The organism is Mesorhizobium sp. LSJC269B00 (assembly GCF_000502815.1).
In the GTDB taxonomy this organism is placed as follows: Bacteria; Pseudomonadota; Alphaproteobacteria; order Rhizobiales; family Rhizobiaceae; genus Mesorhizobium.
The window spans coordinates 429,527-453,919 of record NZ_AYVN01000001.1 but is presented as its reverse complement, the minus strand read 5'-3'; the positions used below and the strand labels follow the sequence as shown (position 1 = coordinate 453,919).

General features: G+C 62.9%; 19 protein-coding genes. 4 read left to right on the top strand and 15 right to left on the bottom strand.

Annotated features, from left to right (window positions below):
- The first annotated feature begins 92 nt into the window (after positions 1–92).
- Positions 93–1,547: a glutamate synthase subunit beta gene (locus X771_RS162605; RefSeq protein WP_023686414.1), complete on the top strand. Its 1,455-nt coding sequence runs from the start codon at positions 93–95 to the stop codon at positions 1,545–1,547.
- On the opposite strand, the gene X771_RS162610 is transcribed toward X771_RS162605, so the two are convergent.
- Both X771_RS162610 and X771_RS162615 read right to left on the bottom strand, forming a co-directional pair.
- The gene (locus tag X771_RS162610; protein ID WP_023686413.1) at positions 1,544–2,749 is read right to left on the bottom strand and encodes a DUF459 domain-containing protein; all 1,206 of its coding nucleotides are present in this window, start codon (positions 2,747–2,749) and stop codon (positions 1,544–1,546) included. The genes X771_RS162605 and X771_RS162610 overlap by 4 nt on opposite strands.
- A gap of 104 nt (positions 2,750–2,853) precedes the next feature.
- The gene (locus X771_RS162615; RefSeq protein ID WP_023686412.1) at positions 2,854–4,077 is read right to left on the bottom strand and encodes a lytic murein transglycosylase; all 1,224 of its coding nucleotides are present in this window, start codon (positions 4,075–4,077) and stop codon (positions 2,854–2,856) included.
- A 207-nt stretch (positions 4,078–4,284) separates the two neighbouring features.
- Between X771_RS162615 and galU the strand changes: the two genes are divergently transcribed.
- Positions 4,285–5,190 (top strand): UTP--glucose-1-phosphate uridylyltransferase GalU, encoded by a 906-nt coding sequence (gene galU / locus X771_RS162620; protein WP_023671956.1) that lies wholly within the window; start codon positions 4,285–4,287, stop codon positions 5,188–5,190.
- Here the strand turns inward: galU and X771_RS162625 are convergent, their stop codons facing one another.
- The gene (locus tag X771_RS162625; protein ID WP_031202388.1) at positions 5,191–6,975 is read right to left on the bottom strand and encodes an outer membrane beta-barrel protein; all 1,785 of its coding nucleotides are present in this window, start codon (positions 6,973–6,975) and stop codon (positions 5,191–5,193) included.
- A 150-nt stretch (positions 6,976–7,125) separates the two neighbouring features.
- Here X771_RS162625 and X771_RS162630 point away from each other — a divergent pair, with 150 nt between their 5' ends.
- Positions 7,126–8,121, top strand: coding sequence for a KpsF/GutQ family sugar-phosphate isomerase (locus X771_RS162630; RefSeq protein WP_023686410.1), 996 nt, complete (start codon positions 7,126–7,128; stop codon positions 8,119–8,121).
- 87 nt (positions 8,122–8,208) lie between these two features.
- Here X771_RS162630 and X771_RS162635 read toward each other — a convergent pair whose 3' ends face one another.
- The 12 genes from X771_RS162635 to X771_RS162690 all read right to left on the bottom strand — a co-directional run bounded on the left by X771_RS162635 (position 8,209) and on the right by X771_RS162690 (position 22,508).
- Positions 8,209–8,673, bottom strand: a complete 465-nt coding sequence (locus X771_RS162635; RefSeq protein ID WP_023686409.1) for an NfeD family protein — start codon at positions 8,671–8,673, stop codon at positions 8,209–8,211.
- Positions 8,674–8,710: 37 nt separating this feature from the next.
- Positions 8,711–9,661, bottom strand: coding sequence for an SPFH domain-containing protein (locus X771_RS162640; RefSeq protein WP_023686408.1), 951 nt, complete (start codon positions 9,659–9,661; stop codon positions 8,711–8,713).
- Between the two features lie 158 nt (positions 9,662–9,819).
- Positions 9,820–10,884: a ferrochelatase gene (gene hemH, locus X771_RS162645; RefSeq protein WP_023686407.1), complete on the bottom strand. Its 1,065-nt coding sequence runs from the start codon at positions 10,882–10,884 to the stop codon at positions 9,820–9,822.
- Between the two features lie 155 nt (positions 10,885–11,039).
- Positions 11,040–13,067, bottom strand: a complete 2,028-nt coding sequence (locus X771_RS162650; protein ID WP_023686406.1) for a bifunctional UDP-sugar hydrolase/5'-nucleotidase — start codon at positions 13,065–13,067, stop codon at positions 11,040–11,042.
- Between the two features lie 197 nt (positions 13,068–13,264).
- The gene (locus X771_RS162655) at positions 13,265–13,642 is read right to left on the bottom strand and encodes a hypothetical protein (protein WP_023686405.1); all 378 of its coding nucleotides are present in this window, start codon (positions 13,640–13,642) and stop codon (positions 13,265–13,267) included.
- A gap of 188 nt (positions 13,643–13,830) precedes the next feature.
- The gene (locus X771_RS162660; protein ID WP_023686404.1) at positions 13,831–15,276 is read right to left on the bottom strand and encodes a homospermidine synthase; all 1,446 of its coding nucleotides are present in this window, start codon (positions 15,274–15,276) and stop codon (positions 13,831–13,833) included.
- 127 nt (positions 15,277–15,403) lie between these two features.
- On the bottom strand, positions 15,404–16,642 hold the full coding sequence (locus X771_RS162665) for a hypothetical protein (RefSeq protein WP_023686403.1): 1,239 nt from the start codon (positions 16,640–16,642) through the stop codon (positions 15,404–15,406).
- 2 nt (positions 16,643–16,644) lie between these two features.
- Complete coding sequence (locus X771_RS162670; protein WP_023686402.1) at positions 16,645–17,568, bottom strand: DUF3445 domain-containing protein; 924 nt, start codon at positions 17,566–17,568, stop codon at positions 16,645–16,647.
- 52 nt (positions 17,569–17,620) lie between these two features.
- A complete protein-coding gene (locus tag X771_RS162675; RefSeq protein WP_032899993.1) occupies positions 17,621–18,283 on the bottom strand; it encodes an aminotransferase class IV family protein in 663 nt (220 codons plus the stop codon).
- Positions 18,232–19,377 carry an aminodeoxychorismate synthase component I gene (locus X771_RS162680; RefSeq protein ID WP_023686400.1) on the bottom strand — a complete coding sequence of 382 codons (1,146 nt, stop codon included), beginning with the start codon at positions 19,375–19,377 and terminating at the stop codon, positions 18,232–18,234. Before X771_RS162680 ends, X771_RS162675 begins: the two co-directional genes overlap by 52 nt.
- Positions 19,378–19,540: 163 nt before the next feature.
- Positions 19,541–20,257: a protein in NADH-ubiquinone oxidoreductase complex gene (locus X771_RS162685; RefSeq protein WP_023686399.1), complete on the bottom strand. Its 717-nt coding sequence runs from the start codon at positions 20,255–20,257 to the stop codon at positions 19,541–19,543.
- A gap of 412 nt (positions 20,258–20,669) precedes the next feature.
- On the bottom strand, positions 20,670–22,508 hold the full coding sequence (locus tag X771_RS162690) for a M3 family oligoendopeptidase (RefSeq protein WP_023686397.1): 1,839 nt from the start codon (positions 22,506–22,508) through the stop codon (positions 20,670–20,672).
- Positions 22,509–22,654: 146 nt separating this feature from the next.
- Here X771_RS162690 and X771_RS162695 point away from each other — a divergent pair, with 146 nt between their 5' ends.
- A complete protein-coding gene (locus tag X771_RS162695) occupies positions 22,655–24,193 on the top strand; it encodes a sigma-54 dependent transcriptional regulator (RefSeq protein ID WP_023686396.1) in 1,539 nt (512 codons plus the stop codon).
- Positions 24,194–24,393: the final 200 nt, after the last annotated feature.

Here is a 24,393-nt window from a genome sequence, read left to right as displayed (position 1 = left end):
GACAGTTTGACCTCGGATGCAAGGTTGCCACGGCTGCCTCAAGGGGTTAACGGGTGCGAAAACCGCACCATCTGGACAGCAGGAACTGGACTATGGGCAAGGTAACAGGCTTTCTCGAAATCGACCGGCAGGTGCACAAGTACCAGCCGGCCTCCGACCGCATCCGGCATTTTCGTGAATTCACGCTGCCGATGTCGGACAAGGAGGTCGAGAAACAGGCGGCGCGCTGCATGGATTGCGGCATCCCGTTCTGCCACGGGCCGACCGGTTGCCCGATCCACAACCAGATCCCGGACTGGAACGACCTCGTCTACAATGGCGACTGGGACAATGCGATCCGCAACCTGCATTCGACCAACAATTTCCCCGAGTTCACCGGCCGCATCTGCCCCGCGCCCTGCGAGGAAGCCTGCACGCTGAACCTCGAGGACATTCCGGTTGCCATCAAGACTGTCGAACAGGCAATCGCCGACAAGGCTTATGAAACCGGCCATATCCGGCCTTATCCGCCAGAGAAGAAGACGGGCAAGCGGGTCGCTGTCATCGGCTCCGGCCCGGCAGGGATGGCGGCGGCGCAGCAGCTTGGCCGCGCCGGCCACGAGGTCAGCGTTTATGAGCGTGAGAGCCGTCCCGGCGGGCTGATGCGCTACGGCATTCCCGACTTCAAGATCGAGAAGCACTATATCGACCGCCGCATCGAGCAGATGCAGGGCGAGGGCGTGACCTTCCATTGCGGCGTCAATGTCGGCGTCGACAAGCCGGTGGCAGAGTTGCTCGCCGGATATGATGCGGTGCTCTATTGCGGCGGTTCGGAATCGCCGCGTCCGGCCAATATTCCGGGCGACGATCTCGGCGGCGTCTATGACGCCATGCCCTATCTGGTGCAGCAGAACCGTCGCGTCGGCGGCGAGCCGATCCAGTCGGTGGCCTGGCCGTCGCATCCGATCATCGCCGGCGGCCAGCATGTCGTCGTCGTCGGCGGCGGCGATACCGCGTCCGACTGCGTCGGCACCGCCTTCCGCCAGGGCGCGGTGCGTGTCACCCAGCTCGACATCCGCCCGCAGCCGCCGGAGAAGGAAGACAAGCTTTCGGTCTGGCCTTACTGGGCGACCAAGATGCGCACCTCGTCCTCACAGGCCGAAGGTGCGGAGCGCGAATTCCAGGTGGCGACGCTCGAATTCATCGGCGAGGACGGCCAGCTGACCGGCGTCAAATGCTGCGAAGTCGACGAGAAGCGCAAGCCTATCCCCGGCACCGAATTCGTCATCCGTGCAGACCTCGCCTTCATCGCCATCGGCTTTGCCGGACCGGCTGCCGCCGGCGTCGCGAAAGAGCTGGACGGTGAGATGAAAATCACCACCGACAGCCGCCGTTCCCGCAATGTCGAAGCCAACGATCGCGACTACAAGACCAGCGTCGACAAGCTCTACGCCGCAGGTGATGTGCGCCGCGGCCAGTCGCTGGTTGTGTGGGCGATCCGCGAAGGCCGCCAGGCCGCGCGCTCGATCGATGAAGCGCTGATGGGGTCGACGGTACTCCCCCGTTAACGGTTGATCGCCGTCGTCGTATCCGTCGCGGCAGCGGCCTTGGGCGGCCAGGAGAAGTCGTCGGCGCGACCGGGCGAGGCCTCGGGCGCCTTGCCTTCGAGGATTAGTTTTTCGCCGGGCAGATCCGGATTGGCTTTCGGCGCCGCCGCCGCACCGAGAAGCTCGGTCCCGCCGTCGAGCGCCGGATCGTTGAGCAGCATTGGAACGGTGCGGTCGACCACGATCGGGGCGGCGGGCAACGACGGCGCCTCGACCGGGGCGCCGGCCGGTGCGGCAGCCGTCACCACGCTTCCCGGCGCTGCCAGGCCGAGGATCTTGGCCAGCGGCTTTTCGGTGTAGAAGGCGAGCTTTCGCTTGCCGGCTTTCGAGACGTTGATGCCGTCGTCGGAGCGCAGCCGCACGGCCTGGCCGTTAATGTCGGGGCCGGTCGAGACAAAGGCGCCGTTCTCGTCGACGAACCCATCCCAGACATCGACGAATTCGCCGCCGTTCTTCTCGGCAGCCGAGTGGTAGATGTCGTTGAATGCCAGCATGTCGGAGGTCATCTTCGGCGTCTTGAAGGCTGGCATGCCGACCCACAGATAAGGCACCTTGGTCGCCGCCAGTGCCTTTCCCAAGGCTTCGGTCCGGCGTTCGTATTCCTTGGTCCAGTTCTCGGAGCGCGGCTGCTCGCGCACATCGTTGACGCGCATCTGCTGGCGGTCGTTGGAGCCCAGCATGACGACCACGGCGGCGGGCTTCTCGGTCTCGACCAGCGATTTGACCTGTTCGGGCCAGTTGTAGACATCATCGCGCACGAAACCCGAAGAACCGTTGGCGCGCTCGACGATCCTGACGTTGGCATTGTCGGCAAAGGCTGTTTCGAGGCCTTCGGCCAGGCCGTTGGCCATGAAATCGCCGATCACCAGAACGACGCGGGCATCCGGTGTCTTCTCGACAATCGGAGCGGAAGGTCCAACGGGTGCACGGGGCTTCTTCTTGACCTTCGGCTTTGCCTTGCGGACGTCGAGCGGCGGCTCGATGCGTTCGCTGCGGCGCGGGAACAGAAGGTCGCGCAGCGACCAGCCGCGGTTCTGCGGTTGTTCCTGCGCCAAAGCCGGTGTGTGGAAAGTGCCGGCGAGTCCCGTCGCCAGGACAACGATGGCCAGAACGAGGATCGGCAAGCGGAAAACGATCACACGGATACGCGTTGCCGAAACCAAGCACCCTCTCCATCCCTTGGTGCATGGCCCTCGCAGGGGATCATGCACAGACCGATGCTACGGCATCCCTTGCGCGTCACAGATGCGCGCTGCCGTCGCCGGCTCTATTTCTTTCTGAGCCATTTGAGCACTTCCATGCTCGGATACCCGTCCTGGGTCAAGCCGACCGTTGCCTGATAGGTCATGATGGCGGTTTTCGTGCCGTCACCGATCTTGCCGTCGAACTTGCCGTCGTAAAGTCCGTGCTGCGAAAGCCGCTTCTGCAACTCCTGCCTTTCCTCGAAGGACAGTTTGGTGAAGGGCCGCTTCCAGTCCTGCACCAGACCATTAGAGCCGGCGATTTCGTCGGCAAGAAGGCCGACGGCCAGGGCATATTTGTCGGCGTTGTTGTAGGCCTTGATGACGGAGAAGTTCTTGATCATCAGGAAGGCCGGTCCGCCGCGGCCGTCCGGCACTTTCAGGGTCGCCTTGTCGGTTGCGTTCTTGAACGGCTTGCCATTGGCCCTGGCGACGCCGAGCGCCTGCCACTGCGCCAATGTCTTCGAGCCGGCCGGCAGTTTGCCCGCCGGAATGGTGACCTCGTAGCCCCAGGTCTTGCCGCCCTGCCAGCCATTCTTCTTCAGCAGATTGGCTGATGTCGCCAACGCATCGGGGACCGAATTCCAGATGTCGCGCTTGCCGTTGCCGTCCATGTCGACGGCATAATGCTGGTAGCTGGTCGGGATGAACTGGGTCTGGCCCATGGCGCCGGCCCAGGAGCCCATCAGGTGGCTTTCGTCGATGTCGCCGGTCTGCAGGATTTTCAGCGCGGCGACCAATTGGGTGCGGGCGAATTTCGAACGCTTCGGGTCGCCATAGGCGAGGGTTGCCAGCGAGCGGATGACATTGCGCATGATGTCGTCGCGCTTGAGGATCTCGCCATAATTCGATTCCATCGACCAGATGGCGAGCAGGATGTAGCGGTCGACGCCGAACCTCGCCTCGATCCGTTCCAGCCACGGCTTCCATTTCTTGGCCATCTGCTGGCCGACGGCAACGGACTGGTCGTGGACGCGGTTGTCGAAATAGTCCCAGGCAGGTGCGGTGAATTCGGGCTGGGTGCGTGCCTTTTCCAGCACCACCGGGTCGGGCTCATTGATGCCCCGGAACGCTCGGTCGTAGACCCCGCCGGAAACGCCGCCCGCCACGGCCGTGGCGCGGAAGCCGGCGACCCATTGCCGAAAACCGGCATCGGCGAAGGCCGGTCCGGCCGGCATCAGCAAGGCGAGCGAGAGGCTGGCCGCCGTCAGCACGCTGGTAAAGAGTTTTGCGGCACTGCGAACGGACATATTTTCCCCTTTCTCTATCTCAGGAAAGACCATTCATCGCCGAACCGGGTTAGCAATTGGTTTACCATAGGCGGCGCCTGGAACGAAAAGACACCTGGATGCTTTACCGGTTGATGTTTCCCTCAATGGCCCGATAATCCACAATTCCGGCGCGAAAATGTCGCGAGGCGGGATTGCCGGGCACGCCCTCAAACGGATAATTGACGCATGAAGCGAGTTCGCAAGGCAGTTTTCCCGGTCGCCGGTCTCGGCACACGGTTTCTCCCGGCCACCAAGGCCATTCCCAAGGAGATGCTGACCGTCGTCGACCGGCCGGTCATCCAGTATGTCGTCGATGAGGCGCGCGAGGCCGGCATCGAACATTTCATCTTCGTCACCGGCCGCAACAAGGCGGTCATAGAAGACCATTTCGATATCCAGTTCGAGCTCTATGATACGCTGGCACAGCGCGGCAAGGACGATCAGCTGGCCCGCTTGCAGCGGCTGCAGCCGGCGCCGGGGCAGACCTCGTTCACCCGCCAGCAGGTGCCGATGGGGCTCGGCCACGCCGTCTGGTGCGCCCGCGAACTGGTCGGCGACGAACCCTTCGCGCTGTTGCTGCCCGACATGATCATGCAGTCGGAGAAGAGCTGCACGAAGGCCATGGTCGAGCTCTACGAGGAGACCGGCAACAACATCATCGCGGTGCAGGAATGCGATCCGGCCGAAACCCACAAATATGGCATTGTCGGCCGCGGCGAGGACACGCATCACGGCTTCCGCATCACCGAGATGGTCGAAAAGCCGAAGACCGGCACCGCGCCGTCCAATCTCTACATCAACGGCCGCTACATCCTGCAGCCCGAGATTTTCAAGATCCTCGAAAGCCAGGAAAAGGGCGCCGGCAACGAGATCCAGCTCACCGACGCGATGCTGAAGCTGGAAAAGCAGCAGCCCTTCTTTGGCTACCACTTTCAGGGCCGCACCTTCGATTGCGGCTCGCCGGAAGGCTTCGTCGAGGCCAATGTCGCCTTCGCGCTGTGGCGCAGCGACATGAACGAGAACATGGCCGGCGTCATCCGCACGCTGCTCGATGAGATGAAGCCGTCCGAGCGTCGCGGCGCTGCTTTTTAGCTACCGCTGCAGCTTCAGCCCCAAATAGATGCTGTTGGCGGTGTAGTTGCGCCCGGGCAGATTGCTGGTCAGCTTTTCGGTGCGGGCGCGGCTGGTGAGGCCGACATAGCGGTTCAGCCACCAGGTCAGCCCGGCCTCTGCACTCAGCGTCATGTCATGGCCGTCGGAGCCGGTGTAATTGCGCCAGTCGAGCCCAAGGGCTGCGTTGCCGGTCAGGTCGGCGCGGATCTGCCGCTCGCCGGTGAGGCGGCCGGAATAGAGGATGTCGCCGCTCTCACCGGCATTCGTTGTGCCTTCGACCGTGGTTCGCCCGGTGAGGCCGATGATGGTACCGCGCTCGGGCGACCATTTGAGGTCGGCATTGATGGTGGCTCCCGAAATCGCCTCCAGGTTCTTGTCGTCGATCGCCTCCCTCAGCCAGCCGGCCGAGAACTCACCCTTGAGCTTCTCGCCCATGTCGACTTCGATACCGGCGCGTGCGCCAAGCCGGGTCGAGGAGCGCTCGAAGCCCTTGTTGTCGACCCGTTGGTCATATACCCGGCGGCCGAGCTCAATCTCAGCAAAGGGCGTCAGAGCCGGGGAAATTTCATAGCCAGTCCGCAACGTTGCGGTGTAGAGCGTGTTGTCCTGGTCCTTCTGCGACAGCGAGGTGCCATCGGTAAGTTCGGCATCGCCATAGATGTCGTGGGAGACGGCACCGGTCAGCGCAAAGCGCAGCTTGCCGACATCCTTCTCGACGGCGAGGCTGCCGTCGACAGTCTGGCGGATCGGCTGCGAGGTGACGCCGGCAATGGCGTCGGGCGCGGAGGCCGATTCCGGCGCAATCTCGTAGCCGAGCTTGGCGATGGCGCGCAGTTCATTGTCGAGGTCGACATTGTACGTGCCTTGGATACGGCCGCGTGCCTCATTGATCTTCTGGCCCGAAATGGTGTTGCGGAAATTGCCGTAGCCGTCGATGACCGCCGAATTCTCGCGCCAATCGGAGGCGGCGGAGAAACGGAGCGCCGTTTCGGACAGCACCGCCGACTTGCCGCCAGCGCTGGAATCGGCGTTCGACGTGACGGCAACGCCCTGCTCGAGCGTCGGCCGCAGCAGGAACGAGCCGACCTTGATGCCGGTTGCCGCGTACGGGTCGTCCTCGAGCTTCTTCTTCTGGCCCTCGATGGCGCCGGTGCGCTCGGCGCCGGGGTCGAGCTTTCGTCGGTCGACACCGCCGACGGTGAGGACACGGCCGTTCGCTGTGTCCTGATCGGCGTCGCCTGCCGCAGTGCCGTCCGGAGTCGCGGCGGTGGTGGTCTGGTCCGTGGCTTTGCCAGGCTTCTTCTTGTCGGCAGCCTTGGTTTTGTCCTTGGCCTTGTCTGCATCCGCGGCGGCGCGTTGTTTTGCCGTCGATGGCCGGCGTGGCTGGACGGTTGGCGGCTTGTCGGCGAACGAATCGTCGATGGTCGCCGGCGGGTCGAAAATGCTGTTTGCGCCGGCCTGTGACGGGTCGGTGTCGTCAGGCAAGGCGCCATCGCTGGCCGGCACATAAGCGGTTGGCGTGTTTCCCGTGGGGGCGGTGTCGGCAGGGGCGGGCTTGACCTGCGTGTTGGCCTTGCTCAATTGCCTGGCCCGGCGCTGCTGGTCGGACAGGATCGCCGATTCCGAAACTTCGCCGCGCAGCTCGGTCTCCTGGGCATGAAGCGCAGTTGGCCGCAGCAAAGCGAGCACGCTCGTCGCCAGAAGCAGAGCGCAAAAGGCTCTGCCCGTTCGACCTTTTTTCTCTTGAGGCTGGGCCCGCGACATCGTCACCACTGCTTGCGCGGCGCAAGCGCGCCATACTTACCGAACCGTAAACGGGGATGGTTAACGGAGGGTTGAAGGTGTGCCTATACGACATGGCTGGACGGCAATTCTGTTGGACAGGCGAACGGCAAAGCGCTAATCGCATCAGCCATGCATGCGGGATCCCCAGAAAAGAAGCCTTTGGAGGCTTCGGTCGCCTCGGCGCTGAGAACGGTAGCCACGGAACAGGCCGGCGTGGCGGCATTGGCCGCCGCGCTGGAGAACGAACTGGCCGAACCTTTCGCCCGCGCCGTCGACATGGTGTCGCGCATCAATGGCCGCGTCATAGTCACCGGCGTCGGCAAAAGCGGCCATATCGGCACTAAGATCGCGGCTAGTCTGGCTTCGACCGGCACGCCTGCCTTCTTCGTCCATCCGGCGGAGGCCAATCATGGCGACCTTGGCATGATCGCCAGAGACGATGCCATCATCGCCATGTCATGGTCCGGCGAGAGCAAAGAGTTGATGGGCATCGTCGCCTATTCCAGGCGCTTCTCGATCCCGCTGATTGCGATTACCGCGGGCGCGGCCTCGGCGCTGGCGCGCGCGGCCGACGTGGTGGTGCTCCTGCCGTCCGCGCCGGAAGCCTGCCCGCACGGTCTGGCGCCGACGACATCGACCCTGCTGCAACTGGTGGTCGGCGATGCGCTGGCCATAGCGCTGCTCGAAGCGCGCGGCTTCACGCCCGACCATTTCCGCACGTTCCACCCCGGCGGCCAGCTCGGCGCCAACCTCACGCAGATCCACGAGATCATGCATGTCGGCGACAGGCTGCCGCTGGTGTCTTCCGGCACGGGCATGCGCGAGGCGATCCTCGAATTGTCGAACAAGGGCTTCGGCTGCGTGGCGATCGCGACGGCGGATGGCGCGTTGGTGGGCATCATCACCGACGGCGACATCAGGCGTCACATCGGCAGCAATCTCATGGAAATGAGCGTCGATCAGGTGATGACGAAAAAGCCGAAGACCGCCACACCGGACACGCTGGTGGCGACGGCGCTGCAGATTATCAACAATTCGGCCATTACGAGCCTTATGGTGGTCGAAGGCAGGCGGCTCGTGGGACTGGTTCATCTGCACGACCTGCTGCGCATCGGCGCCGCCTGAAAAAATCAAAGGACGCGTCGCGTTCGGGAAGCCCTGCGCGACGCGCCCTGATTTTCCGGATCGAAAGCGCCATGCGCTTTCGAAATGTCAAACAGCCTCGACGGTCAGTTCCAGATCCGTGTCGGCCGAACTGACGACGCGCACCTGCGTGCCGGCCGGCAGGTCGGGACCGGAGACGCGCCACAGTGTGTCGCCGAGTTTGATGCGGCCGCGACCGTCCTTGATCGGCTCGGCCAGCGTTGCCATCCTGCCGACCAACTGCGCGCCGCGCCGGTTGAGGAGCGGCTGGTCGCTAGGGGTATTACGCCCACCAACCAGCTTCTTTCCGGCAAGGGCCGAGACCAGCGACAGGGCCAGGAAGGCGAGGACCTGGACTTCCCAGGCCCAGAAGCTTGCGTCCCAGACGAGCAGGGAAATCACACCGATCACCAATGCGGCGATGCCGATCCACAGCATGAATATTCCTGGCGCGATGACCTCCATCACCAGGAGGACGAAGCCCAGAACCATCCAGTTCCACGGACCAAGTTCGGAAATGATGCGGTCGAACATGGGAGTGCGCTCCTATGATCTCAGTTCTCGTCAGGTCTCAGTTCTCATTCGGGCGAACCACCGGAGGGCGGGCGGCTTGCCTGGCGGCGCCGGCGGTACCTTCGCTGCGGAACACCTCCCTGGCGATCTCGCTTATGCCGCCGAGCGTGCCGATCAGCGCCGAGGCTTCCATCGGCATCAGCACGACCTTGCTGTTGTTGGCGGTGCCGATCTTGCCCATCGCTTCAGTGTATTTCAGCGCCACGAAGTAGTTGAGTGCCTGCACGTCGCCCTTGGAGATGGCTTCCGATACAACCTGGGTGGCTCGCGCTTCGGCTTCGGCCGAGCGTTCGCGCGCCTCGGCGTCGCGGAAGGCGGCTTCCTTGCGGCCCTCGGCCTCGAGGATCTGCGACTGCTTGAGGCCTTCGGCGGCGAGGATCTGCGCACGCTTGTTGCGTTCGGCGGTCATCTGACGGCCCATCGATTCGATGAGGTTGGCCGGCGGATTGATGTCCTTGATCTCGACGCGGGTAATCTTGATGCCCCACGGATGCGCCGCTTCGTCGACGACGCGCAGCAGCCGTTCGTTGATGGCGTCGCGGTTCGACAGCAGTTCGTCGAGGTCCATCGAACCCATGACGGTACGGATGTTGGTCATCGTCAAATTGAGGATGGCGTTCTCCAGGCCGGCGACCTGGTAGGCGGCCTGGGCCGCATTGAGGATCTGGTAGAAGGCGATGCCGTCGACGCCCACAATGGCGTTGTCGCGCGTGATGATTTCCTGGCTCGGAACGTCGAGCACCTGCTCCATCATGTTCATCTTGGCGCCGATTCGGTCGACGAACGGCACGATGAGGTTGAGGCCGGGGCTTAGTGTTTTGGTGTAACGACCAAAGCGCTCCACCGTATAATTATAGCCTTGCGGGATTGTCCGGATGCCTTTGATAAGAAGCACCAATACCAGAAAGGCAAGCGCACCAATCGCAATACCGAAACCACTGAAGTCCATTTGAATCTCCCTCAGATGCCGGCCATGGCGTTGATTCCATGCAACCGACTTCACCAAACACTTAGGTGTGTTTCAATAATGTTACAATCAGGTGATCGTTGATTATTAGTGCATGGAATAGCGCAACTGCGGCGATCGATCGCCGCAACGTGGCGGCCTCAGACCCAGCCCGACAGCTCGCGCCGCACCATCGCCTCGATCACCGCCATGCCTTCTGCACTGTCGTTGAGGCACGGGATGTGGGCGAATTTCTCGCCGCCGGCGTGATGGAAGGTCTCGGCCGCCTCGCGGCCGATTTCGTCCAGCGTCTCGATGCAGTCGACGGAAAAGCCTGGGTTGACGATGGCGATCGATTTCACGCCGTCCTTCGCCAGTTTCTCGACCGTCTTGTCGGTGTAGGGCTGCAGCCATTCCTGGGCGCCGAAGCGCGACTGGAAGGTGATGATCAGCTTCTTTTCATCCCACCCCAGTCGTTCACGCAACAGCCGTGTCGTCTTCTGGCAGTGGCAGTGATAGGGATCGCCCTTCTCGAAATAGGGCTTCGGGATGCCGTGATAGGAGGTGATGACCACCTCGGGCTCGAAGTCTAGCGTTGCCAGATGCCGTTCGATCGAATGGGCGAGCGCCTCGATGTAGACCGGCTCGTCATAGTAGGGCGGAACACTGCGCACGGCAGGCGCGCGGCGCATCTTCATCAAGGCGCGAAACAGCTGGTCGTTGGCGGTCGCGGTGGTGGTCGCGGAGTATTGCGGGTAGAGTGGGAACGACAGGATGCGGTCGCAGCCTTGCTCGACCAGCCTTTGAGCGACGCTCGCGGTCGAGGGGTTGCCGTAGCGCATCGCCCAGTCGACCACGACATCGGGTAGGTCGATGAGCGCTGCGGCCAGCTTTTCGCCCTGCGCGCGGGTGTAGGTGCGCAGCGGCGACTCGTTCCTCTCGCGGTTCCATATCCTGGCGTAATTGGCGCCGGACTTCTTCGGTCTGGTGGTCAGCACCAAGCCGTAGAGGATCGGATACCAGATCGCCTTGTTGAGTTCGATGACGCGCGGATCGGACAGGAATTCGCGGAGATAGCGCCACATCGGCTTGAAATCGGTACCGTCCGGCGTGCCGAGATTGACCAACATGACGCCGATCTTGCCTGCCTTTACCGGCGGATGTCCGGCCGGCAGCGGGTCGAGCGCTTTCGCGGCTTTGGGGTCGACAGGCGTGGAAAGCGTCATGAAGGTCTCCCGACACCGCGAAACCGACGATGTCGGGCGAACCTAGCGATGTGGCGCGAGTTTTCAATGCCGCGTCTGGCCGCACCTTACCCTGAAAGCCAAAAACCCGTCCGGTTACCCGGACGGGTTTTGCTGGTCGCAAGTGCGAAGCGAGGTTACTTCGCCGGAATGGTCAAGGTCGCGCCGACAGGAAGCCGGCGTGGTTCGTAGCCTTTGTTGGCCTCGGAGATCACCTTCCACTTGGCGCCGTCGCCGTAGGCCTTCTTGGCGAGATCCCAATAGGTATCGCCGGCGACGATGACATGGCTGGCTTCGGCCGGGGCGGCGTCAGCCGGCTTTGCCGGAGCAGGTGCGGCTTCGGCCGGTTTTGCCGGTTCGGCCGGAGCCGGCGTTGCCGGGGCGGTTTCCGCCGGGACAGTCGGCGGCGTGGTGGTGATGTCGCCGGAGCCTGCCGGCAATGCGGGCATCGCCGGCTCCGCCGGTGCAGCCTCGGCCGGTTTTGCCGGTTCCTCTGGAGCAGGTGCCGGTTCGGCTGGTTTTGCCGGCTCGGCGGCCGGGGCAGCCGCTACGGTTGCCGCGACCTCGGTGATGCGGCCGTCGAGCTTCGGCGTATAGGGCCGGTGCGCCGCGAGATAGTCGGCAACCACCTGTTCGAGGCCGGGGCCGTAATCGTAGGCGTTCTTGGCCTTCTCGGCGAAGACCTTGTAGCCGTCGCCGCCCTGGCGGACGTAATTGTTGGTGGCGACCAGATAGTCCTTGTCCGGATTGATCGGCGCCCAGGCACCGTTCTGCATCACCTCGACCGACTTGACTCGGCCGGCATTGGGCGCGACCGACTTGTCGAAGGAGTATTTGAGACCTGCCACCTGCGGGAAGCGGCCGCCGCCGTCCTCGACCTGGCTGACGCCGTTTTCCAGCCCGGCAACCAGATCCTTGCCGGAAATCTGGAAGGTCGCCAGCGTGTTCTGGAAAGGCAGCACGGTCAGCACCTCGCCCATGGTGACGGTGCCCTTGTCGATCGAAGCACGCAGGCCGCCGCCATTGGAGACGACGATCTCGACGCCCTGTCCCTTGACGCGGTCGAGAATGGCGTCGGAGACGAGATTGCCCATCGCGCATTCCTTGGTGCGGCAGCTTTCGCGGCTGCCGTCGATGGCCTCGGTGGTCTCGGCCACTTCCTTGTTCTTCAGCGCCTCGATCGGCGCGCCGAGCTCCTTGATGCGGGCAAGAACGGCCGGATCGGGGATGATCGACTTGTCGAGGAAGATCGGGTCGCCGCTGGCTTCCTTGACGTTGCCGTTGTCGTCGAACACGACCTTGAATTCGCCGAGATATTTCGAATAGGACGCGGCCTGCACGACAGGCACCTTGGAGCCGTCGGGGTTGTCGACCATCGTCGGATAGGGGCCTTCCCCCTTCGGGTCGGTGTTGGACAGAAGCGAATGGCTGTGGCCGCCGACCACCACATCTATGCCCGGGATCTTGGCGATGACATCGCGCTCGCGCCTGTAGCCGATATGGGTGACGGCAATTATCTTGTTGACGCCTTGCGCCTTCAGCTTCTCGACCTCGGCGGTGATCGACTTGACGTCGTCCTCGATGGTAATGTTGGGGCCGGGAGAGGCGAGTTCCGGTGTGTCGTTGGTCACGGCGCCGACAATGCCGATCTTCTGGCCGCCGACCTCAAGCACAATCGACGGCTTGATCTTGCCTGCGGCGCCGGACTTGTCGTTGGGCACGACATTGGCGCTGACGATCGGGAACTTCGCCTTGTCGAGATAAGGCACCAGCGCGCTCTCGCCATCGTCGAATTCGTGGTTGCCGAGCGTCACCGCGTCGGGCTTGATCTGATTGAGGAATTCCTCCTCCGCCGTGCCCTTGTAGGTGATGTAGAACAGCGATCCCTGAAAGCTGTCGCCGGCATTGAGCAGCAGCACGTTCTGGCCTTCGAGCTTCTTGCGCTCCTGTGCGATCGCGGTGACCAGCCGGCCGGCGCCGCCGATGCACTCACCCTTGGTCTCTTCCTCGGCCGAGCAGGTCGACTCGTATTTGTTGTTGCCTTCGATGCGGCTGTGCCAATCGTTGAAATGCAGGATGTTCAACGTGTAGTCGGCAAAGGATGGTGCGGCCGACAGGCCGAGTGTCGAGGCAGAGAGGGCGGCAATGGCGGCGAGCTTCTTCATCTTCGTCTCCCGGATATGATCAAAGGCGTTTAACGCTCTTGCCCGACTGCAGGATAACAGCCAGCATTTCGGGTATGTTCACATCGCGGTTGTGGCGATGCAAGAAGAATCAGGGCGGATAACCGGCATCGGTTTGCCGGCATAAAAAAGGCGGCGGCATCGCGGCGCCGCCATCCGCAAAGCCGCATGGGAAAGGTTCAGCCGCGCCTGGTCAGCACGAAGTTCTGCCCGGCGGAGCTGGTGCAATTCAGCTGGTTTATGGACACCAGCAGGCAGTTGAAAGCGATTGGCTGCTGCCGGATCAGCGAGGTTCCGTTGATCTCGACCGAGGTGGCGCCGGTCTTGGTGTAGCTGCCGTCAGCGAATTTCTCACCGGTCTCCGCCGAAACGGTGGTGAAGACGCCGCCGTTCAATGTCGAGACCGCCTTGCCTTCGGCGTTCAGCCATGAGCCTTCGACGCCTCGCGCCTGCGATGAGATCGGTGGCCCGTCGGAGCCGCCGGTGGTGCAGGCGGCAAGCATCGTCGCAAGAACGCCCGCCGCGCCCGCAGAAAGAATTTTGCGCACAATCGTCATATCAAATCCTCTCCTGACGCATCGGCCCAATCGTCAAACGACGTTTTGGGGAACACGATGTGCGTGGCCTCAAGTTTCCAGAGCCGTCCCTCGTGCGTCCAAATGGATGCACACTGCTCTCGTCCGCATCCCTTCAATCGCCCGATTTCCGGGCGATTGCAAGGCAGTGAGGCAGGGGTATGGAACCGCTATCGAACGAGGATGTTGCGGAATTGCCACGGGTCGCTTTTGTCGAGGTCCTCGGGAAACAGGCCCGGACGGTTATCGAGCGGCGTCCAGTCGGTGTAGTAGCCCTTGACTGGTCCGAGATACTGGGACTGCACTTCCAGGCAGCGCTTGTAGTCCATCTCGTCGGCCTCGACGATGCCGGCTTCGGGGTTTTCCAGCGCCCAGACCATGCCGGCGAGCACGGCCGAGGTGACCTGCATGCCGGTAGCGTTCTGGTAGGGCGCCAGCTTGCGGGCTTCGGCCAGCGACAGCTGCGAACCGTACCAGTAGGCGTTCTTGGCATGGCCGTAGAGCAGCACGCCAAGCTCGTCCACGCCGTCGACCAGCTCGTTTTCGTCAAGCACATGGTGGACCGGCTGCGGCTTGCCGGCAGCGCCGAACATTTCGTGGAGTGACAGCACGGCGTCGTTGCAGGGGTGATAGGCATAGTGGCAGGTCGGGCGGTATTGCACCTTGCCCTTCTTCGACCGCACGGTGAAGAAGTCGGCGATCGAGATCGCCTCATTGTGCGTCACCAGGAAACCGTATTGCGCGCCCGGCGTCGGGCACCAGGAGCGCACGCGGGTGTTGGCGCCGGGCTGTTCGAGATAGATCGCAGCCTTGGAGCCATGCTTGTGCTCCTTGCCGTTCTTCGGCATCCATCTCTCATGCGTGCCCCAGCCGAGCTCGGCCGGCTGCAGCCCTTCCGAGATGAAACCTTCGACCGACCAGGTGTTCCAGAACACGTTCATCGGCTTCGGCTTCTTGGTGCGCTGGGTGTCGCGCTCGGCGATGTGGATGCCCTTGACGCCGGCCTTCTTCATCAGCTTCGCCCAGCCGTCACGGTCGTCCTGCGCGGGTTCGGAAAACTCGAGGCCGAGGTCGCCGGCAAGGTTCAGCAGCGCCTGCTTGACGAACCACGAGACCATGCCCGGATTGGCGCCACAGGTCGAAACCGCGGTAGCGCCGCCGGGCTTGTCGTGCTTCTCCTTGATCAAGGCTTCGCGCAGCGCGTAGTTGGTGCGGCTGGCATTGCCGGCCTTGGCGTCGAAATAGAAGCCGAGCCACGGCTCGACGACGGTGTCGATGTAGAGCACGCCGAGCTTGCGGCAGAGCCGCATCAGGTCGACCGAGCCGGTATCGACCGACAGATTGATGCAAAAGCCCTGGCCGCCACCATTGGTCAAAAGCGGCGTCAGCAGTTTCTTGTAGTTCTTCTCGGTCACGTGCTCCTGCACGAAGGCGATGCCGCGCTCGTCGAGCAGCTTGCGGTCGGTGTCGAGCGGGTCGATGACCGTCATGCGAGACTTGTCGAATTTGAAATGGCGCTCGATCAGAGGCAGCGTTCCCCGTCCGATCGAACCAAAGCCGATCATCACGACAGGGCCGGTGATTTCACCGTAAACGGGCCAGTTTTCATTCGCCATTTTATCGAGCACTCCTTCAAGCAACGCGCCAAAACGGCCGTTCGACCGCCGCGCGACAAACCATAGATCATTGTCACAATAAAGCGAAAAGCAGGGATAAGGTTAGTTCCCGACGGCGCAGATGCGCCTACGGTTCGAGCAGTTTCGCGAATTCCGGTGTGAACAGCGCTTGTGCTTCGGAGACCGGCATTTCAACGAGATCGTCGCCGCAAGCCTGGATGACGTTGGGCAAACCTTGCAGCCCGAAGACCAGAACCTGCCTGTCGCCATCGCGCTTCAGGCTGGCGCCGAGATAGTCGCTGATCAAATCGTCGATGCCGCATTCGGCCTCGTAATCCACCTCGGTCTGGTCGCTTGGCTTCTTGCGGTTTTCCCTGACGAAGGCGGCCAGCGAGGGGCCTGGCTTGCCGTCGCCCGTATCGGAAAACATGTCCTGAAGGGTAAGCAAGGCGCCACGGCGCACGTCCATGACATAGGCGTCGGAATAGTTGTTCGGATGCGCACCGCCGCAATAGAGGCTGCCGGATTCCGACCAGCTCATCAGCTTCGGCGTCAATGACGTCACTTTGGACGTCGTGTCTTCGTAGCCGCCAAGCGAATCGTCATCCATGCCCTCCATCGGTGGTCCATCGTGGAAGCCGGCGTATTGCAGCGCCGCGCACGTCAAGGCGCTGAGGCTGTCATGCCAATGGCGGTTCTGCAGCAAGGCATTGGCGGCTTCGATCGGCGCGCCGCCGGCGAGATCGACGATGCGCGGCCTGGCGAATTTGGTGCGTGGATCGGTGACATAGTTGTAGGCTGCATCCGGCCAACCTTCCTTGGCGTCTGCCTCGGGCGCGAAATCCAGCTTGAGATAGTCGTAGGGCGATGCCGCCATGGTGATCGGCGCCTCGTCACCCGAGAATGTCATGTCGGTGAAATCATAGAGATTGCGTGGCGTCGTCGCCGGCGTCTCCGTCTGGGCACGGCTGGCGATCCTTGTCAGCTTCAGCGGCAGGGTCTTCTTGGCCGTCCAGGTGCCTTCCAGCGTCTTGCCCTTGTCGGCGGAACTCAACCGCCAGACGGCGCCGATGGGTGGAGACTGGCCGTCGCCGCACTTCTTGGCATCGCAGGCTTCTTCCTCGGCCAATTGAAAGGTGGCGCCCTTGCTCGACTTCGCCTGCAGAGGAATATCGACGCCCTTGGAGCGGTAAAAATAGCGGCCCGCCAGTGCCTCTCCAACCGTCGCCGGATCACCGGTAAACTCGACGACGATGTCGATGTTGCCGAGCTTCCCCGCATAGGTCACCGGTTCCGCATGCGCTGTTGCCGGCAACGCCAGCAATGCACCGAGCAGGACGGCTAGCTTCAGAACATGTCGGATCATCGTCACTCCTGAGCCATGGTTTGCAGGCGTTGCACCAGCCGGTCACGGTCTGATGTAATCCCCTTATAGTCGAGTTGAGCCTCATCCAGCGCCTGCAATTGCGCCGCGAAAGAGGCGGCAAGCGTTGCACGGTCGGGATGCCGCGCCAGCACTTTCAGCGGGTCGAGATGGATGCGGATGGTGAACAGGATGTCGCGCGACAGAGGCAGTTTGCGCAACGTCTGGCGCTCCACGCGGATGAAGGCGTGGGCGTTGACGTCGCCGTCGGGAAATCGCGAGGGGCGGTTGGTGGCACGGTCGATGCGCTCGACATTGGAGAGCGGATGATAGAGCGCGTCGCCGGCCTGGATCGACCAGTTGAAGCGTTCGACGGCCTGGCCCTGCAGGCCGTCGAACATGCGGTTGATGAGCTCGGCCGGCCTGGTGCCCGGACCGAAGCCCGGCACCGGTGCGTGGATCTGCTGCAGCGGCCGGCCGAATTTCTCGACCAGCGACCAGGATGACGGGAAACACAGCGAGCCGGCGGCGAGCCGCCAGCCGGTGTCGTCACGACGCATCAGGATCAGGTCTTCCTGGACGAGCAGCGACGCTGCGACCAGCGGGGCATCGGGGAAGGTGGCGTCAGAGTCGGCTTTGGCGCCAATGACCTCAACCCCGGCATTGGTGCGCCGGTACATCCCGGGAAATGTCGACAGCAGATGTGCTTCGATGAGGCCGCGCACTTCGCGCTGGGTGTCGCGCGTGCCGTCTTCCTCGACAAACACCTTGTCGGGAATTTCGGCATAGAGCCGGCGCTTTTCGGCGAGATGGTCGAAGAGATACCGGTCGACCTCGATCCACTTGTCGAGCTCGAGCGGCTTCAGCCCGATGGTGAAGAGCTTTGAGGAGCCATCATAGGGCGTGTGCGTGGGCTGACGAGAATTCATGCTTCGCTAGAAAGTGTCCAATGCCGGCGGTTATTCTCGCAGCCGCTTCGTATCAGGCCAATGTTGCCGGGATCAAGCCGCGCAGAGAATTGCCGACGAACAGTATTTTGGCGGATTTCAACTCGTCATAGCTGTAGATCGCCTCCTGGGCGCGGCCTTCGTCCAGCAGCTCGGCGCGCAATACGCCAGGCAGCAGGCCGCAGTCGAGCCTGGGTGTCATCAGCATGCCATCACCGAAATCGGCGAAGACGTTGGTGATGGTGCCTTCGCAGATTTCACTGCGCTCATTTGCGAGCAACACTTCGTCGGCCTGGGTGATCAGATATTCGGAGCGGGCGTGAGTGTAGACTTGCCGCCGGCCGGTCTTGTGGCGCAGCAGCGTGTCGGTGGAGGAGAGCCGCACCCGTGCCAGCTGCAGCCGCCAGACCTTGTCGGCGGCGAACGGCTCATAGGGCTGGACCGAGGCGGTCACTTCGCCATTGCGCTGCAGGACGAGCCGGGTGCGCAGCGCCGTCTGCTGCGCCCCGATAGTATTCGCCAGCACCTCGCCGATCCGCCGCGGATCGCAGGCAAAGCCGAGTTCTTCCGCCGAGCCGTAAAGGCGCGCGAGATGGCGTTCGAAGCGCAGAAAGCCCTGGCCGGGCTCCCAGCGCATGGTCTCGATCAGCTCGAAATCGGCGGTGTCCCCGTCGCGAAGCGCGCCTTCAGCAGACACTCCTGATACTCCTCTTGCGCCGTCGAATCGAAGACGACGCCGCCGCCGACATTGTAAACGGCCTCGCCACTGGAAAAGAGCGATATGGTGCGGATCGCCACCGAAAAGCGCATCATGCCGCCAGGCGCGATCCAGCCGATGGCGCCGCAATAGACGTCGCGCGGTGTCTCTTCCAGCTCGTGCAGGATTTCCATGGCTCGGATTTTCGGCGCGCCGGTGATCGAGCCACAGGGAAACAGCGCGCCAAAGATTTGGCGGATGCCGAGATCAGGCAGAAGCTTCGCTCGCACACGGCTCACCATCTGGTGGACGGTCGGGTAGCTCTCGATGCGGAACAGTTCCGGGACCTCCAGCGTGCCGACCTCGCTGATCAGTGAGATGTCATTGCGCAGGAGATCGACGATCATTCGGTTCTCGGCCTGGTTCTTTTCGTCGCTGCGCAAGAAGGACTTCAACCGCGCGTCCTCGGCCTTGGTCGCGCCGCGCGGTGCGGTGCCCTTCATCGGGTGGGTTTCGATCATGCCTAAGGCATTGATCTCGAAGAACAGCTCGGGCGAACGCGATAAGATGATGGGATCGCCGAGCGAAATCAGTGCGCCATACTTGACCGGCTGGCGTCCTGTCAGTGCGTCGAAGGCAGCAACCGGATCGCCCGACCATTGGGCACGGACCGGAAAGGTCAGGTTGCCTTGGTAGCAATCGCCCTTGCGGATGTGGTCGTGGAGGCGCGCGAAGCCTTTGGCGTAGTCCTGAGCGGACCAACTGGCCCGGGCGTCGAAGATGGGGCCATTGGTGGCAGGCGCATCGTTGCGCGGCACCGCCTCTTCGACCGGAGCATCGAAGACACCCAGACAAACCAGTGGCGCGCGCCGGCCTTCAGGCAGCAGCGGCACTAGTTTCGGTTCGAGCAGATAGCCCGCTTCGTAGGAGAAATAGCCGGCCAGCCATTTGCCGGCATCGCTCGCCGCCTGCGCGGCCGCCAGCGCCGGCAGAAAATCCTTGGCATCATAGGCAATGATGATGTCGGCCGGGTGGTCGAAGACCAACTGACGGCCGCTTTCATCGTTGCGGAAAATGGCAGAGGGCAGGGGCATGGGGCTCGGGTACTGCGGTCGACAACGCCAGAACCGCTCTATATGGGGGCCGGGCGGCGTGCAATCGAGGGAGCGGCGTCGCAGGGCGCAAAGACAGTGGCGAATGCAAAAACAAAGACAGCGCCCGAGAGCGCCGCCTTCTGGTTATGTTGCCGATGACGGATCAGCTGTTGTTGGCGGTCCCGGCGCTCGGGAATTGGCGTGCGAACTCCTTTTCGTCGCCGGTGGCAAGCAGCTTGGCCTGCTCGACCCAGTTTTCGCGGGCGATGCGGCCGTCGAAATTCAGCGTGTCCTCGATGCGCTTGACATCGGCCGCGGTCCAGCCGGCGATCTGCGCGTAGGTCGTGACGCCAAGGCCCTTGAGCAGTTTGTCGTTGACCGGGCCGATACCGATCAGGCGGCGCAGATTGTCGGCCTTCCCAGCTGCCGGGGCGGCCTTCTTCGGGACGGCAGCGGGTTTTGAAGCAGCGGCTTTGGGCGCGGCCTTGGCGGCGGCAGGTTTGCTGGCCGCTGGTTTTGCGGCCGCGGATTTGGCCGCAGCTGGTTTGGCCGCGGCGGGTTTGGCGGGGGCCGGTTTCGCGGCCGGGGCGGACTTGGCCTTTGCCGCTGTCGATACCAGCGCAGCCGGCGCCGAACTTGAAGGCTTGGCGGATGGAGCTGATGTTTCACGCAGCCGGCGTTCGAGATCGGCGCGGGTCTTGCCGCAGGCGTCGAGTTCGCCAGTCAGGCGATCGGCGTCGGCGCGCAGTCTGTCACGCTCGCTGCGGGTGCGGTCGAGATCGCCGCGCAGGCTGTCGAGTTCGCCGCGCAGCCGGCCCCAGATAAACCAGCCAACCAACACACCTACAAGGAACGCCAGGACAATGTAAAAGAAGGTCATCGTCTCTCTCCAGTCGGATCCGTCCGCCGCCGTCCCAAGTCATGACCTTGGCAGATCGGATCATCCAATGTGGTTCGGCGGCTCAGGGAACAGCCGGTCTGTCGTCGAGTGTCGGCGTTCGGCTTTCCGCCCATTGCCAACCGTCGCTGTCGCATTCGTCAGACCGCTGCCATGGGCCGGGATACTGTCCGGCCTTAAGCCGCGCGCCCGGCTGAGCTTCAGTCGGAAAGCTATCATACGGCTTCGGGAAAGCTAACGGAATTTTCGCCGGAGAGTTATTCAAGAACAGATATTTAGAACAAGAACAGAGCTGCCGTCACATGCATTCCGGCTAAACTGTTCTGCGATTCTGCAAAGTCGAGGCCGCTGCTGAACCTGCCACTCTGCGCCATCGGTCCAATGGGTGCGCGCATTAACTGTCGAGCGCTTCCAACTCGTCGATCAGGCCGCCGATCACGCCAAGCCCGATCTGCCAGAAGGCGGGGTCGGTGGCGTCGAGGCCGAAGGGGGCGAGAAGCTCCGAGTGATGCTTGGTGCCGCCGGCGCGCAACATCTCGAAATACTTGTCCTGGAAGCCATGCTCGGCGTTCTGGTAGACCGCGTACAGCGAGTTCACCAGGCAGTCGCCAAAGGCATAGGCGTAGACGTAGAAGGGGGAGTGGACGAAGTGCGGGATGTAGGTCCAGAAGACCTCATAGCCCTCGCGCAGCTTGATCGCCGGCCCCAGGCTTTCTGCCTGCACCTCGAGCCAGAACTGGCCGAGCTTGTCGGAGGTCAGTTCGCCGTTCTTGCGCTCTGCATGCACCTTGCGTTCGAACTCGTAGAAGGCGATCTGGCGCACGACCGTGTTGATCATGTCCTCGACCTTCTGGGCGAGCATCGCCTTGCGCTCGCGCTTGTCGGTGGTCTGGTCGAGCAGCGAACGGAAGGTCAGCATCTCGCCGAACACCGAGGCCGTCTCGGCCAAAGTCAGCGGCGTCGAAGCCATCAGCGCGCCCTGGCCGCCGGCCAGCACCTGATGCACGCCGTGGCCGAGTTCATGCGCCAGTGTCATCACATCGCGCGGCTTGCCCATGTAGTTGAGCAGCACGTAAGGGTGCGCCGAAGGCACGGTCGGATGGGCGAAGGCGCCGGGCGACTTGCCGGGCCTGACCGGCGCGTCGATCCAGTTGCGGTCGAAGAAGGTGCGGGCGATCTCCGCCATGTCGGGGGAAAAGCGCTGATAGGCCGACAGCACAGTATTCCTGGCGTCGTCCCAAGGGATCACGGCCTGCGGCGTCTCGGGCAAGGGGGCGTTGCGGTCCCAGTGGTTCATCACCTCCATGCCGAGCCAGCGCGCCTTCATCGCGTAGTAGCGATGCGACAGGCGCGGATAGGCTTCGCGCACGGCCGACGCCAGCGCATCGACCACGCTGCGCTCGACACGGTTGGCGAGATGGCGTGAATCGGCGATGTCCTCAAAGCCACGCCAGCGATCGGAAATCTCCTTGTCCTTGGCCAGCGTGTTGGTGATCAGCGTGAAGGTGCGCAGGCTCTTGCGGAAGGTTGTGGCCAGCGCTTCGGAGGCGCGGCGGCGGACCTCGCCATCGGCGTCCTGCAGGCGGTTCAGCGCCGGCTCCAGCGTCAGTTCCTCGCCGTCTATGTCGAAGCGCAGATCGGTCATCGTCTCGTCGAACAGCCGGTTCCAGGCACCGCGCCCGGTGATCGACTTCTCATGGAACAGCTGCTCGACCCGATCCTCGAGCTGGTAGGGCTTGTCCATTCTGAGGTCGAGCACCCAAGGCCGGTAATGGGCAAAGCCGGCGTCGGCGGCGAGGGCGGATTCGAGCGCCTTGTCGTCGATCAGGTTCAGCTCCAGCGCGAAGAACAGAAGATGCGCGCTGGCGTCGGTCATCTTTTCCTGGATGTCGCCATAGAGCTTTGCGCGCTGCGGATCGGCGGTGTTGCCGGCATAGATCAGGCCGGCATAGGAGACGATGCGGCCGATCAGTTCCTCCAGCGCCTCATAGGCTGTCAGCGCCTCGCCAAGCCTGCCGGCGCTGCCGCGCTCGGCCTCCGCAGCCAGCGTGCCCTTCCAGCGGTTCTCGAAGGCGACGGCATCGGCCGCCGCCTTGGCAAGGTCGCGCTTCAGTTCGGGTGCTTCCATGCCGGAATAGAGGTCGGCGAGATTCCATTCCGGTAGGTCGCCGAGTTCCGCCGCGCCCTGACCGGACGCTACCGCCGTAAGCTGCCGACCGAGAATCCTGCTCATCAACAATTACCTTCTGGAATCAAGGGGAAAGGACAAGCCGGTCAAATCCTAAGGAATTCGTTCACCGGGTTTTTTGAAACCTTGTTTAGAACCCTGTGCCAAGATGATCCATGGGAATTTCCCAAGGCGGGCAACTCAAATCAGTCATGACAGGTTCCATTCTTATAGTCGATGACGATCCCGTGCAGCGCCGGCTGCTCGAGGCGGCGGTGACGAAATTCGGCCACAGCGCCATCGTTGCCGATGGCGGCGAGGCCGGTCTGAGCGCGCTTGACGGACCCAATGCGAGGGATATTTCGGCAGTCATCCTCGACCTTGTCATGCCGGGCCTCGACGGCATCGGCGTGCTGAAGGCGATGCGCGAGCGCGGCATCACTGTTCCCGTCATCGTGCAGACTGCGCAGGGCGGCATCGAAACGGTGGTTTCGGCGATGCGCCACGGCGCCTTCGATTTTGTCGTCAAGCCGGCGTCTCCCGACCGGCTGCAGACCGCGATCGGCAACGCGCTCAAGGTCGAGGCGGTCGAGGACGAGGTCAAGCGCACGTCGCGGCGTCGCGGCGGCCACCTGACCTTCAAGGACATGATCACGCACAGCCCGGCGATGGACCGGGTGATCCGCCTCGGCCAGAAGGCTGCGGCCTCCAACATCCCGATCCTGATCGAGGGCGAATCGGGCGTCGGCAAGGAATTGGTGGCGCGCGCCATCCAGGGCAGCGGCGAACGCCGCACAAAACCGTTCGTCACCGTCAATTGCGGCGCCATCCCCGACAATCTGGTCGAATCGATCCTGTTCGGTCACGAAAAAGGCTCGTTCACCGGCGCCACCGAAAAGCACACCGGCAAGTTCGTCGAGGCGCATTCGGGCACGCTGTTCCTGGATGAGATCGGCGACCTGCCGCTCGACGTGCAGGTCAAGCTGTTGCGCGCCGTGCAGGATGGCGAGGTCGATCCGGTCGGTGGCCGTTCCACCGTCAGGGTCGACATCAGGCTGATCTCGGCCACGCACCGCAACCTTCTGCAGCAGGTCAAGGACGGCAAGTTTCGCGAGGACCTGTTCTACCGGCTCAACGTTTACCCGATCGTCGTGCCGCCGCTGCGCGACCGCCGCGACGACATCCCCTATCTGGTCAAGCATTTCATGGACAAGGTGGCGCCGGCGGGCAATCGCCTGCACGGCATCTCGGATGCCGCACTGGCCATGCTGCAGGCCTATGATTGGCCGGGAAACATCAGGCAGCTGGAAAACGCCGTGTTCAGGGCCTCGGTGCTTGCCGAAGGCGATGTGCTCACGACTGACGAATTTCCGCAGATCCGGGCGCAGGTCGACGGCACCGTCAATCTCGACGCCGATGCGTCCTTGTCGGACCCCGGCATGGCCTTGAGCACCGGATCGCAAGGCGATGGCGCGCAGACTGATGACGCCGGTACGGCAGCTGCCGAGCTCGCCCCTCCGGCCAGGTTGCTTCAGCGTTTCGGCACATTGAGGGCGCTGGACGAGCGTGGCAATGTGCGTGCGCTGGCCGATGTCGAACTCGAAATGATCAAGCTCGCCATCGACCATTACAACGGCCAGATGAGCGAGGTCGCACGGCGTCTCGGCATCGGCCGCTCGACGCTCTACCGCAAGCTCAAGGAATACGGCATCGACCCGGAAACCGGCCGCCTCGACCGCCTTGCCTCCTGAACGCCGAATTCCACAGCTTGCCAACGCAACGCCGGGACCAGCTTGCCATGCCACATCCGGCGCTGCATAAGGGGTTGGGGCGGGAATATGGCTGATGCGACGCCGTTGTTCACGCATTAAGGCCAGCGGTAACAGATCGTGTAGCGGGAAAAGGCTGAATCTTGATCTAAACCAGCAGTTTACCAAGAAATCCTGTGTAT

Excerpts from the sequence above, each read along its gene's own strand:
- X771_RS162605 (WP_023686414.1), top strand. The coding sequence starts at position 93 with ATGGGCAAGGTAACAGGCTTTCTCGAAATCGACCGGCAGGTGCACAAG.
- X771_RS162615 (WP_023686412.1), bottom strand. The coding sequence starts at position 4,077 with ATGTCCGTTCGCAGTGCCGCAAAACTCTTTACCAGCGTGCTGACGGCG.
- galU (WP_023671956.1), top strand. The coding sequence starts at position 4,285 with ATGAAGCGAGTTCGCAAGGCAGTTTTCCCGGTCGCCGGTCTCGGCACA.
- X771_RS162625 (WP_031202388.1), bottom strand. The coding sequence starts at position 6,975 with ATGTCGCGGGCCCAGCCTCAAGAGAAAAAAGGTCGAACGGGCAGAGCC.
- X771_RS162630 (WP_023686410.1), top strand. The coding sequence starts at position 7,126 with ATGCATGCGGGATCCCCAGAAAAGAAGCCTTTGGAGGCTTCGGTCGCC.
- X771_RS162635 (WP_023686409.1), bottom strand. The coding sequence starts at position 8,673 with ATGTTCGACCGCATCATTTCCGAACTTGGTCCGTGGAACTGGATGGTT.
- X771_RS162640 (WP_023686408.1), bottom strand. The coding sequence starts at position 9,661 with ATGGACTTCAGTGGTTTCGGTATTGCGATTGGTGCGCTTGCCTTTCTG.
- hemH (WP_023686407.1), bottom strand. The coding sequence starts at position 10,884 with ATGACGCTTTCCACGCCTGTCGACCCCAAAGCCGCGAAAGCGCTCGAC.
- X771_RS162650 (WP_023686406.1), bottom strand. The coding sequence starts at position 13,067 with ATGAAGAAGCTCGCCGCCATTGCCGCCCTCTCTGCCTCGACACTCGGC.
- X771_RS162655 (WP_023686405.1), bottom strand. The coding sequence starts at position 13,642 with ATGACGATTGTGCGCAAAATTCTTTCTGCGGGCGCGGCGGGCGTTCTT.
- X771_RS162660 (WP_023686404.1), bottom strand. The coding sequence starts at position 15,276 with ATGGCGAATGAAAACTGGCCCGTTTACGGTGAAATCACCGGCCCTGTC.
- X771_RS162665 (WP_023686403.1), bottom strand. The coding sequence starts at position 16,642 with ATGATCCGACATGTTCTGAAGCTAGCCGTCCTGCTCGGTGCATTGCTG.
- X771_RS162670 (WP_023686402.1), bottom strand. The coding sequence starts at position 17,568 with ATGAATTCTCGTCAGCCCACGCACACGCCCTATGATGGCTCCTCAAAG.
- X771_RS162680 (WP_023686400.1), bottom strand. The coding sequence starts at position 19,377 with ATGCCCCTGCCCTCTGCCATTTTCCGCAACGATGAAAGCGGCCGTCAG.
- X771_RS162685 (WP_023686399.1), bottom strand. The coding sequence starts at position 20,257 with ATGACCTTCTTTTACATTGTCCTGGCGTTCCTTGTAGGTGTGTTGGTT.
- X771_RS162690 (WP_023686397.1), bottom strand. The coding sequence starts at position 22,508 with ATGAGCAGGATTCTCGGTCGGCAGCTTACGGCGGTAGCGTCCGGTCAG.
- X771_RS162695 (WP_023686396.1), top strand. The coding sequence starts at position 22,655 with ATGACAGGTTCCATTCTTATAGTCGATGACGATCCCGTGCAGCGCCGG.